This is a genomic window from Prochlorococcus sp. MIT 0604 (genome assembly GCF_000757845.1).
In the GTDB taxonomy this organism is placed as follows: Bacteria; Cyanobacteriota; Cyanobacteriia; order PCC-6307; family Cyanobiaceae; genus Prochlorococcus_A.
This window is the reverse complement of the sequence record NZ_CP007753.1, coordinates 858,472-870,922: the sequence shown is the minus strand read 5'-3', so window position 1 is coordinate 870,922 and position 12,451 is coordinate 858,472. Positions and strand designations below refer to the sequence as shown.

Below are 12,451 nucleotides of genomic sequence, written 5' to 3'. Positions count from 1 at the left end.
TTATCTGCCTAACAGTGAAAGTCCATGACTATCTGTTCCGCATGTTTTTAGCATTGAATATTTATCTGCTAATTTATCTATTTCTGAGCATACAAATAAACTAGGATTCCATACTTCATTAAGTTCATAATCGTACCAAACCTCTATTCCATCAATACCATGTATTTTGGCCTCTGGAATTAATTTATAAAAGGGAATCCTGTACCTCGCTGGATGTGCAAGAAATGATAAACCACCAGATAAATTTATTGCTTTAGTAACTGATTTAATATTTAAATCATTACCTATTGGAGATTCTCCAAGGATGTAGGGATTTAGGTATCTACTTTTAATATCTATTCCCAATCCAATTACATGTACTAAACATCCTAGAATCAAACAATTAATTTCTATTCCGGAAATTAATGTAAAAGAATCTTCAGGATAATTTTTGAGTATATTATTTTTTTTTATATATTCATGAGCTTTAATTGTATGGTGATCGGTTATTGATAAAAATTTTAAGTTATTTTGATAAGCTTGTTCTAAAAGTTCATGCGGTTCTAGACTTCCATCACTAAATTTTGTATGACAGTGGAAATTAATATTTTTAGGACAACTATATTTATTAATATTGGAAGTTAATTTTATTAAGTATTCCCTATTCATTACTTAATGAATTCTCATTTTTCTTTCTAATCTTTGCATATAATTGTATTGAAGCCAACATGAAAATAACAAGTCCCACTACACTCCATGTTGCAACACTGGTTGGAAAATTATTTTTAAATATAACTAAAAGTACAATTATAAATAATAACAAAGTAGGCAATTCATTTAATAATCTAAGGTTTTTTGCTGAGATGGTTGAGGTACCATTTTGCAATGAATACATTATTTTATAACAATAAGAATGATAAATTACTAATCCCAAAACAAAAGAAATTTTAATTTGCAACCACTTCTCACTTAACCAACTTGGCTGCATAATAACCATGCATATAGCCATACTTAAAGCTAATATCATCCCAGGAGTTGTGATTATATTTGCCAGTCTTTTTTCCATCAGGGTGTATTGTTTATTAAAGGCAATCTTTAACTCATTATCCATTTTTTTAGATTCTTCATGATATATAAAAAGTCTTACTAAATAAAAAAGTCCCGAGAACCAAACGATTACACCAATAATGTGGAGTGATTTAAACCAGAGATATGTTTCAGCTGTCAAATTTCTAGATTAATTTCTATATATATATTTTTAATATAGTTATATATAACAATATCAAGAAATCTATTTTTCAAAAATTAATTAATATTTATAACTCGTGAAAATATTCATATATATCATTTACTGAATTTTTTCCAAGTCCTTTAACTTTTGATAAATCCTCTTTAGTAGCTATTCTTACTGCGTCTATTGATTTAAAATGCTCAAGCAATTCTCTTATTCTTGTTGGGCCTAATCCACTGATTTGGGACAATTGTGATCTATTCATTCTCTTAGATCTTTTTTCTCTATGAAAAGATAATGCAAATCTATGGGCTTCATCTCTTATCCTTCTTAATAGAAGAACTCCTTTTTGATTTTCATCAGTATCAATAGACTTTGTAAAGCCTGGAATAAATATTTCTTCATTTTTTTTTGCCAATGAACATATAGTAACTTCTTCCTCAAGATTTAATTCTTTTAATGCTTTAATAGCAGAATTTAACTGCCCTTTACCTCCGTCAATCATTATTAAATCTGGCCAATCTGATAGAAGTTCATTGTCTAATTTACTATTCCTTTTATCATTTAATATTGAAAAATCCCCTCCGTTTTTTTTAAATATTGACCATTTCCTAAACCTTCTATGTATTACTTCATATATCGAAGCAAAATCATCACTATGTCCTATAAAAACGTTTGGATCTTTAATTTTATATTTCCTATAATGCTGTTTAGAAGGAATTCCATCAATAAATACGACTTGTGATGCTACTGGGTCTGTACCTTGAATATGGCTTATATCATAACCTTCAATTCTTTTAGGTTGTTCGCTTAATTCAAGTATTTGGGCAAGATCCTCAATTGATGATTCATTATCTTGTATCCCATTTAATATTCTATCTAATTCCAATTTCGCATTTTTTAAAACCATCTCTACAGTTTCATGTTTTTTATTTCTTTTCGGTATTATAATTTTTACTTTCTTTTTTCTTAGCTCCGTTAACCAATCCTCTAATGTTATTTGTTTTGGAAGTTTATATTGAATAAGAATTTCTGAAGGTATTTCTACGCATTCAACATTCATATAATGCTCTTCTAATACCCTTTTTAGAATAAGACTTTCATCTTCATTATTTAATTTTTGACTATAACCAATTCTCCCAATGAGCTTACCAGATCTCATTTGGAAAATTTGTATACTAGCTACATTTTTTTCTGAAACAATTCCAAAGATATCTCTATTAATTGAAGAATCTGGTATTGATATTTTTTGTGATTCAGTTAATAATTTTAAACCTGAAATTTGGTCCCTTATTTTTGCTGCATTCTCATAATCTAAATCATTTGATAATTGCAACATTTTTTTTTGTAAAAATATTTCTAAGTCATCATTCCTTCCCTGAAATATCATAGATACTTGTTTAATTATTTTTTTATAATCTTCAGATGATATTACTTCTTGGCAAACACCTGGACATCTTCCTATTGAATAATTCAAACAAGTTCTATCTTTATAGACTGGCCTTGGCCTTTGTCTAAGTGGAAATATTTTTTTTATGGTAAATAATGTTCTCCTTAATAATCCGACATCTACATAAGGTCCATAATATCTATCTAAATTATTTCTATTTCTTCTTCTTCTTGTAATAAATATTCGAGGATATTTTTCACTCCAAGTTATGCAAAGATATGGATATTTCTTATCATCCTTTAAAAGAATATTAAAGTATGGTTTGTTTGTTTTAATTAAATTGGACTCTAAATTTAATGCTTCATATTCGCTATCGGTGACTATTATTTCTATTTCAGTTATTTGACGAACCATCAAACTTAATCGGGGAGTTAAATCTGAATAATTATTGAAATAACTACTTACTCTACTGCGTAGTTTTTTAGATTTACCGATATAAAGTAAGTTATTATCTATATCTTTGAAAAGATAACAACCAGATGACTTTGGAATTTCGGATAATCTTGATTTTAATAACTCCTTATTATAAATTAATTTATATTCAATTTTAAAATTATATTTATTATCTATTTTTTCGATAGAGGAATTACTCATTTATGATGATTACCCTCCATAATTCCAGCCAGTTGAAGATAAATTTAGTGAGTCAACATCATTATTCAGATAAGCAGATTGAACCTCTCCTACAAAAACGGTATGGTCTCCATGCATAACACTTCCAACAACATTACATTCAACTCCACCAACACTATCAACTAAAATAGGCAATCCAAGCTCACCTAAATTAAATTCAACAGATTCAAATCTACCTCCTAAGGCTTTTTGAGGTTTAAAGAAAACAGCTGCTAGATCCTTTTGATCACTTTTGAGCACATTTAATGAGAACTTATTGGTGGACTTTATTATTTCATGACTAGAACCCTCTGCTCTAACAGCCATTACAACTAATGGTGGGGTGAAGGAACCTTGAGTCACCCAACTTGCAGTAAATCCATTCACTTCATTTTTATCCTCGTCTTTAACGCCACAAATAAATAATCCATGAGGTATTTTTCTTAATAAGATTTTTTTTGCTTCTAGATTTAATGTCATAATTGATTTATCTAATAATCTTATTTTAACTAAATTTCTTATTCGATCATAATAAATTCATGAAAATTCTTTATCCAGGTACATTTGATCCTTTAACAAACGGACATCTTGATTTAATAGAAAGGGCTGAAAAAATATTTGGCAATCTAGTAGTTGCTGTTTTAGAAAATACTTCTAAAACACCAACATTTAATCTTGAAAGAAGAATAATACAAATAAAAAATTCTCTTTCTCATTTACCTAATATTGAAGTTATTTCTTATTCTGGTCTAACTGTTGATTGTGCAAATGATCTAAAAGCTAATCTTATTCTTAGAGGCTTAAGAGCAATGAGTGATTTTGAGTACGAACTTCAGATTGCTCATACAAATAAATCTCTTAATAATGATATTGAAACTATATTTTTATCGACAAATACAAATTATAGTTTTCTTAGTAGTTCTTTAGTAAAAGAAGTTGCAAAATTTGGTGGTGAAATTAATCACATGGTACCCCCCTGTGTTGAGAGGGATTTAAAAGAATATTTTAAATAATATTTTTATTAACAAGATTTCAAGTAATAAAGATCACGTAATAATTTAAAAGCTTTTTCTTTATCAATTTTATTAGAATTTTGGATAATGCTTATAATTATTGGCTTTTCATTTTTATATAAAAAACCAGATAATGCAAAGACATTTGAAAGAGTCCCAGTTTTGCCAAAAAACTTTCCAGATAGTTCACTATTTACAAATCTTTTAGCTAATGTTCCTCTTACTCCCGTAATTGAAAGTGTAGATTGATAAGCATTAAAATCATTAAAATATCTCATTTTATCTAAAAACAATACAACTAACTTTGTTGTAATTTTATTTTTTCGAGATAATCCACTAGCATCTGCAAAGTATGCATTAGATACTGGTAAGCCTTTATTTTCAAGCCACCTTTTCAATTTTATATAGTCATTATCGTTCCAAGTATTTGAGGCATTTTTAAAGAGAGATTCAGCTGTAAAATTATGGCTTTCAGAATTTGTTAGAGTTAATAAAGAAAGAATTGGAGTTGAATATATTTTATTTATCTCTTTAATATTTTTTAAATAAAAAGTTTTTTCTGAATCAAATAAATCTATATATATTTTTGAATTTGGAAATTTATTTTTTAAATAATTTTTAATAAAATTTTTTAATGCATAAATATCATCATATTTATTATGATTACTTTCTATTGCAAGAGATGTAATTGGAGATCCGTATTCGTAAAGTTTATCAGTATTTGTCCAACCATTTGGCCAATATAATTTTGAATCAATTTCTACAATATTAAAGTTAATAATTTTATTTTCTTTAACATTAGAAATTAGTTCTATTATATGTTCATAATTAAGATCTGGATCACCTTGACCGTGTAAATAATAATCGTTTTTATCTTTAAATAAAGAAGTTTTTAAATTATTATTTAATTTATATTTACTTAGAACATAAGCTGATGAAAATAATTTTTGATTAGATGCTGGCAACCTTGGAACATCCTCATTGTAGGAACTTATTATTTTCCCTTTATTATTAATAATTGATACACTAAAAGAATCATCAAGCGTTTGATTCAATAAAGCATCATAAGTAGGACATATTTTGTTTTTTGTAATTATTCCCGGGAAATTAAAATAAATACTATTTAAAAAAGTTATTTTCTTATTTGCTAATAAATATCTTATTAAGAAAGGAGATGTTACTAAGACAAGAACAATTAAGAAAAATGAATAAATTTTTTTTATCACATTAAATCTATAAATTTACAAAAATAGATTCGTTGTCGGGTTTAAATTCAAATTCTTTTTTAAAAAAATATCTTTTATTTTCTTCTTTGAAAAGCAACCAGTTATTTGGATAAATATGCATAAGAGCAGCTTTATTTAAAGGCTGAAGAAAATAAATATTTGTCCATGTTTTGACAAAGTTTTTACGTCGCTCTCTAATAACACTTCCTATACCAATATTGGCATCTTCAAATTTTGGATTTAATGAATAATGCGTACCTTGATAATTATCAGACATTGGTTCAAATGAATCAAAATCATATGGCTGAGGTAGTATCGATATCATTGCACTATCAATATTATTTATATTATTTGATTCATCAAATGATTTAAAAGTAAAGATTTTATCTTTGATATCTGGATAGTCTCTTTGAGCCAAAGCCACAGCACCTTGATCAGCAAATGTAATGAATACATTATTATTTTTAGACAATATCTTGTAGATAGTTATTCCAATTCTGTTAAACTTCAATCCTTCAAAATTAATTTCTATAGTAAATCTTTTATTTGAATCTAATAAACTGGGAATAATTGCATCCTCCATATTCTTAAGAGATTCATTTAAATCTTTAGGTAGTCTATAGTTGGTTTCCATTAAAATTTGTCAATACATATTTGAATAAGTTCTAAAAATTTATCTATTTCTGACTTATTGTTTATAGAACCTAAAGTAACACGAATATTTGAATATAGTTCATCATCTTTTAAACCAATATTTTTAAGTGTTGAGCTAGGTTTCCCAGATGAGCTTGAACAAGCACTTCCACTGCTTATTGCAATTTTATTTTCTGACATGAAATTAACAATCTTATAGGCCCTTATAGGCTCAAAAAACTTATTTAATAGTAGAAACGAAATATGATTTGGAAGTCTATGGTTGATACTACCAGTAATCTTTATATGATTATTATCATTAATTTTTTTAAAAAAATAATTTTTAAGTTTATATATTTTATTAGAAGGAAATTCAGTTATGTAATCATATAATTTTATTTTCCCTTTAATATTCTTTAATGATTCATACATTCCAGCAATTAATGGCAAAGCTTGTGTACCTTGTCTAATTGAAAATTCCTGAGTAAGTGATATGTCTTTATTTTTTAAAATTTGTCTAGACTTTTCTTTTGTTAAAAGAATACCGATCCCTTTTGGACCGCCAAATTTATGAGCAGATAAACTTAAAAAATCACATTTAAGATCTTTCCAACTAAATATTCCATTACTTAATATTTGAGTTGCATCTAAATGAAACATTATATTTAATTCTTCACATTTGGAACCAATAAACTGTACAGGTTGTATTGTCCCAATTTCACTTTGTCCCCAAATAATTGATACAAGATTAGTATCATTATTTAAAATTTTTTCAATATTAGAAATATTTAAAATTCCATCATTATTTACCGTCCATTCGTAAATATCCCAATTTTGTTTTCTTAATTTATTAGCACAAATAGTTGTTGCTTGATGTTCAACATTAGAAATAACCACCCTACCACTTTTAAAGTTCTCATAAATATTATTAAATACAATATTTGTCGATTCCGAAGAACCAGAGGTAAATATTATATCCTCTTCTTCTGCTTCAAATATATAAGCAATTTTAGATCTAATTTTTTCAAGATATGTAGAGCATTTTATCCCTAGCTCATATGTAGATGATGGGTTATGCCAATAATTCCTGTAAGTTGAATTAATTATATTTAAAACATTCTCAGATAATGGAGTTGTGGATGCATTATCTAAATAGATAAAATTATTTTCCATTAATTTACTAACATTGATCCAGAGAAAACCTTTTTAGCATTACCGGTCATCATGACTTCACAATCGTCTTTTGACCAATCAATTTTAAGATTACCGCCAGGTAAAGTTACTATGGTTTGTGAATTGCAAAGGCCTAATTTATAAGCTGCTACATGGATAGCACAGGCACCTGTTCCACAAGCCAAGGTTGGTCCTGCTCCCCTTTCCCATACTTTTACTTTGATATTATCTCTATTTAAAATTTGACAAAAATGCACATTAGTTTTTTCAGGAAATAATTCATTTTTTTCAAATATAGGACCAAGTCTGGAAAGCACAATTGACTCTATGTCTTTTACAAAGAATATTAAATGAGGATTTCCCATTCCTACGGCATAACCCATATTATTAAAATCTTTCTCAAAAAATTCGTGCGAAGGTATTGAATTTATTTTTTTTTCAATTGTTGTTGGAATATTTTGACATTCTAAAATTGGAACTCCCATTTTTACTGTAATTTCATCATTTATATATTTAGCAATTTTTAAACCTGCTTTTGTCTCAATTTTATATTCTATATTTTTATTATTCATTGAATCATTTACATGGAGATACTCAACTAAACACCTAATTCCGTTTCCACACATTTGTGCTTCAGAACCGTCAGAATTAAAAATTATCATTTTTGCATAATTATCTTCATTAGGTTCTTCTATAAAAATTACACCATCTGCTCCAATACCAAATTGCCTGTTGCAAATTTGTTTTATATCAAATATTTTACTTGACTTGTAATTTTTATATAAATCATTTCCTCTAGAATCAATTACCACGAAATCATTTCCATTACCTTGATATTTTTCAAAAGTTATATTTTTCATTTGTAGATAATATATTTTAAATTTTAATTATAAATTATTCCTTTTAACAATCTATTTCTATTTTATACAATGGATATTAAAATAATAATTTAACAAATAAAAATTAAGTGATTTCTCCCGATAAACAATATGAGACTGATACCAATTTATATAATCCATCTGAAATAGAAAAAAAATGGCAGTCAATATGGACAGAAAATAATTTATATAAAACAGATGATTTAACCGATAATAGTGATAAATTTTATGCCTTATCAATGTTTCCCTACCCTTCAGGTAATCTTCATATGGGACATGTTAGGAATTATGTTATTACAGACTTAATAGCTCGATTCCAAAGGTTTAAGGGCAAATCTGTTTTACATCCAATGGGTTGGGACGCTTTTGGTTTGCCTGCTGAGAATGCAGCGATTGAAAGAGGAATTAGTCCAAGTGTCTGGACTAAAACAAATATTTCTCATATGAAGTCACAATTAAAGCTTTTGGGACTGTCAGTTGATTGGGATAGGGAACTTGCTACTTGTGATGAAGATTATTATATTTGGACACAATATCTATTTTTAGAGTTATACAAGTCAGATCTTGTATATCAAAAGGAATCAGAAGTTAATTGGGACCCTATAGATAATACAGTCTTAGCGAATGAACAAGTTGACTCAGAAGGTAAATCTTGGAGATCTGGGGCATTAGTTGAAAAAAAATTATTAAAACAATGGTTTTTAAGGATTACTAATTATGCGGATGAGTTATTGAAGGATTTAGAAAAATTAGATAACTGGCCAGAAAGAGTAAAAATAATGCAAGATAATTGGATAGGAAAATCAATTGGTACAAATATTAATTTCAATATTATTACTAATCCAAAAGAGATAATAACAGTATTCACAACAAGACCTGATACTTTATTTGGAGTTACTTATTTAGCAATTTCTGTTAATCATTCATTAATTAAAAATATTACTGATCAAAAAACCATACAAGATATAGAAAATCTTAAACAATATTTGAAAAAAAATAAAAACAATGAACTTGAAAAAATTGGAATAAAAACCAGCTTAATAGCAATAAATCCAGTTAATTCCCAACCTATACCTATTTGGGTGTCTAGTTATGTACTTGATGAATATGGTACAGGTGCTGTTATGGGTGTACCTGCTCATGATTTAAGGGATTTTGAGTTTGCTAAGAAAAACAATATAGATATTAAACAGGTAATAGTAAAGGATAAAAGTGAAAAAAGTAATGAGCTTGATAATGCTTATGTAGAAAATGGATATCTAATTAATTCAAATCAATACAATGGTATAGCAAATACTATTGCTAAATTAAAAATTTCGGAGGAGGGAGTAAATAATGGATGGGCCGAAAATAAGATTCAATATCGTTTAAGAGATTGGTTAATATCAAGACAAAGATATTGGGGATGTCCGATACCCATTGTTAATTGCAAAAAATGTGGAGCTGTTCCTTTGAACCAATCGGATTTGCCTGTTGCATTACCAAAAGATATAGAAATCTCCGCTAACAAGATTAATGCTTTAGGTGATAATAATAATTGGATAAATACAACATGTCCAAAATGTGGAATAGCAGCAAGAAAAGAAACTGATACTATGGACACTTTCATGTGTTCATCTTGGTATTTTTTAAGATATCCATCTTCAAAATGTTCAACCAAGCCATTTGAAAAGAATGAAATTAATAATTGGTTGCCTGTAGATCAATATGTTGGAGGAGTAGAACATGCAATATTGCATTTGTTATATGCAAGATTTTTCACTAAAGCTTTGAGAGATAATGAACTATTTGATATTGATGAACCTTTCAAAAAACTATTAACGCAAGGAATGGTTCAGTCCGCAGCATATAAAAACAATAAAACTGGTAAATATGTTTCTCCTTCCGATATTACTGACTTATCAAATCCTACAGATCCAATTGACAATTCTAAACTCGAAGTACTTTTCGAGAAGATGTCTAAGTCTAAATACAATGGAATAGACCCTGAATCAGTAATTAAAAAATATGGAGCAGATACTGCAAGAATGTTTATATTATTTAAAGCACCACCAGAAAAAGATTTGGAATGGGGAGATACAGATGTTGAGGGACAATTTAGATTTTTAAGCAGGATTTGGAAGCTTTATTTAAATTGTGTAAAAGATATTAATAGTAAATCTAATTCCTATCCAGATAAAGAAAAAAGTTTAATAAAGTCAATGAATATGGCTATAAAAGAAATTTCAAATGACATATTAAATAACCAATTTAATACTGCGATTTCAGAACTAATGAAGTTTTATAATTCATTATCAAATTCCATTAATGATGTAAACAATAATTTAAAAATTGAGGCTTTAAAAACATTTTGTATTTTGTTGGCTCCATTTGCACCTCATATTGCAGAAGAAGTATGGCATCTTATAGGATTTAAAAATTCTGTGCATTTAGAAAACTGGCCTTCATTTAATGCCGAAGCCCTAAAGGAAGATTCATATGAACTAGTAATACAAGTTAATGGAAAAGTTAGAGACAAAGTAAATATTAATAATGATATAAGTGAAGATCAAATTAAAGAATTTACTCTTCAAAGACCTAACATATTAAAATGGACACAAAATAAGGAAATAAGAAAAATAATTATTGTTAAAGGAAAAATTATGAATATTGTTGTTTAAGAATTTATTTTTTGAATAACTAATGAATTTGGATTTGACCAATCACCCTTAACTAAATAATTATCATTTCCGAAACACATTTCACGGAGTATGAAAAATATAGGTTCACTAACTGAATTATCAAATAATGATGTTATGTCATTTATAGAATATTCTCCACCTTCGTCTAATAGATTACTTACTTTTTGTTGATACTCAATAATATTTGCGGCTGCTTTCTTTCCAGCTTCAACTCCAGGTTGATCATAAGCATTAATATTTACCAATTCAGCGTAGAAGGATACAGCCCTCTCAAATAAAGCGATTAAGGCACCTAGTGAAAAACAATTTAACTTTTCTAACGTAATAGTGATACTTTGTCTGTTTTCACTAGAGAGTGCTGATCTGGTTCCTTGCAAAAAACCAGAAAGATATTCTTTAGGATTTTCTTTTTCATCAAAAATATTAATAGATGGAGAATCTAATAATTCAATAAAAATACAAAAGAAATTATCAATACCATCTCTCAATTGCTGAACATAAGCATGTTGATCTGTAGATCCTTTATTACCAAAAACGGAAATACCTTGATTAACTACTTCACCATTCCTGTTAAATTTCTTTCCTAATGATTCCATTACTAATTGCTGGAGATATTTGCTAAATACCTGTAACCTATCTCTATAAGGTAATACGACCATATCTCTCTTTCCAATTCCCTCCCCAGTTAAATACCATGCGGATGACAATAGTGCTGCTGGATTATTTTTAAAATCACTTATACGTGTGGCCTCATCCATTAATGATGCACCTCTAATAAATTCAGATATATTTTCATTAATTAGAGCTAATGGAAGTAATCCCACAGAACTAGTAATACTAGTTCTTCCTCCAACCCAATCTTGTAAATTAAATATTTTTAACCATTTTTCAGAAGTGGCTTTTTTATATAACTTACTATCTTTCATAGTTATAGCTATAGCATTAGAATTCCATTCAAGAGAATTGTTTTCGCAGTAACTTTTAATAATTTCCATAGCAATTCTAGGTTCAGGCGTACCTCCTGATTTGCTTACTACTACAAATAATGTTGTTGATAATTTTTCAGATAACTCTTCTAACTTTTCACTAATTAAAAAAGGATCAACATTATCGATATAAGAAAAATTTAAGCCTCTAGAGCACTTCTGCAGTGACTCTGTAATGAGTAATGGTCCTAGACCACTTCCACCAATTCCTATCCATAGAACATCAGTATAATGCTCATTATTCTTATTCTTAATATCTCCATTTAAAATTTGTTTTCCAAATTCAGAGATTGCATTAATATCTGCACTAATTTCCTCTCCTATTTTTGTAGAGGGTGAAATGGATGGATTTCTAAGCCAATAATGTCCAACTTGTCTATTTTCATCAATATTTGAGATTGCTCCATTTTCTAATTCTTTTATTGATGAAAAAACATCTATAAACTTCTCTTCTAAAATTTTAATCTCTTTATTTGAGAAATTAATTTTGCTTATGTCTAACCAAATATTTAATTTTTTATCAAACCAAAGATAATTACAAAATTTATCCCAAGAGTTTAAATCTCCATTCATTTTATATATTTGTTTC

Annotated in this window: 11 protein-coding genes; 2 read left to right on the top strand and 9 right to left on the bottom strand. The window is 27.8% G+C overall.

The features are described 5' to 3' along the window. The 4 genes from EW14_RS04810 to EW14_RS04795 all read right to left on the bottom strand — a co-directional run bounded on the left by EW14_RS04810 (position 1) and on the right by EW14_RS04795 (position 3,752). Positions 1–648 carry a PHP domain-containing protein gene (locus EW14_RS04810; RefSeq protein ID WP_042850378.1) on the bottom strand — a complete coding sequence of 216 codons (648 nt, stop codon included), beginning with the start codon at positions 646–648 and terminating at the stop codon, positions 1–3. Continuing rightward, positions 641–1,207, bottom strand: coding sequence for a protoporphyrinogen oxidase HemJ (gene hemJ, locus EW14_RS04805; protein WP_042850377.1), 567 nt, complete (start codon positions 1,205–1,207; stop codon positions 641–643). Before hemJ ends, EW14_RS04810 begins: the two co-directional genes overlap by 8 nt. An 88-nt stretch (positions 1,208–1,295) precedes the next feature. After that, entirely contained in the window at positions 1,296–3,254 is a 1,959-nt protein-coding gene (gene uvrC / locus EW14_RS04800; protein WP_042850375.1) for an excinuclease ABC subunit UvrC, read from the bottom strand. Between the two features lie 9 nt (positions 3,255–3,263). Continuing rightward, positions 3,264–3,752: a flavin reductase family protein gene (locus EW14_RS04795; protein WP_042850374.1), complete on the bottom strand. Its 489-nt coding sequence runs from the start codon at positions 3,750–3,752 to the stop codon at positions 3,264–3,266. 59 nt (positions 3,753–3,811) lie between these two features. Here EW14_RS04795 and coaD point away from each other — a divergent pair, with 59 nt between their 5' ends. Then, the gene (coaD, locus tag EW14_RS04790) at positions 3,812–4,285 is read left to right on the top strand and encodes a pantetheine-phosphate adenylyltransferase (RefSeq protein ID WP_042850373.1); all 474 of its coding nucleotides are present in this window, start codon (positions 3,812–3,814) and stop codon (positions 4,283–4,285) included. An 8-nt stretch (positions 4,286–4,293) separates the two neighbouring features. Here the strand turns inward: coaD and EW14_RS04785 are convergent, their stop codons facing one another. From EW14_RS04785 to dapF, 4 genes are read right to left on the bottom strand one after another with little or no spacing between them, the layout of a single operon-like run. After that, complete coding sequence (locus tag EW14_RS04785; RefSeq protein ID WP_042850371.1) at positions 4,294–5,511, bottom strand: D-alanyl-D-alanine carboxypeptidase; 1,218 nt, start codon at positions 5,509–5,511, stop codon at positions 4,294–4,296. Between the two features lie 7 nt (positions 5,512–5,518). Beyond that, a complete protein-coding gene (locus EW14_RS04780; RefSeq protein ID WP_042850370.1) occupies positions 5,519–6,145 on the bottom strand; it encodes a DUF1995 family protein in 627 nt (208 codons plus the stop codon). Beyond that, positions 6,145–7,317: a cysteine desulfurase family protein gene (locus EW14_RS04775; protein ID WP_042850369.1), complete on the bottom strand. Its 1,173-nt coding sequence runs from the start codon at positions 7,315–7,317 to the stop codon at positions 6,145–6,147. The genes EW14_RS04780 and EW14_RS04775 overlap by 1 nt, the downstream gene beginning before the upstream one ends. Then, positions 7,317–8,177 (bottom strand): diaminopimelate epimerase, encoded by an 861-nt coding sequence (dapF, locus tag EW14_RS04770; RefSeq protein ID WP_042850368.1) that lies wholly within the window; start codon positions 8,175–8,177, stop codon positions 7,317–7,319. Before dapF ends, EW14_RS04775 begins: the two co-directional genes overlap by 1 nt. A gap of 107 nt (positions 8,178–8,284) precedes the next feature. Here dapF and leuS point away from each other — a divergent pair, with 107 nt between their 5' ends. Then, positions 8,285–10,855: a leucine--tRNA ligase gene (gene leuS / locus EW14_RS04765; RefSeq protein ID WP_042850367.1), complete on the top strand. Its 2,571-nt coding sequence runs from the start codon at positions 8,285–8,287 to the stop codon at positions 10,853–10,855. Here leuS and EW14_RS04760 read toward each other — a convergent pair. Beyond that, positions 10,852–12,435 carry a glucose-6-phosphate isomerase gene (locus EW14_RS04760; RefSeq protein WP_042850366.1) on the bottom strand — a complete coding sequence of 528 codons (1,584 nt, stop codon included), beginning with the start codon at positions 12,433–12,435 and terminating at the stop codon, positions 10,852–10,854. The two genes, leuS and EW14_RS04760, sit on opposite strands and share 4 nt — an antisense overlap. Between the last annotated feature and the right edge of the window lie 16 nt (positions 12,436–12,451).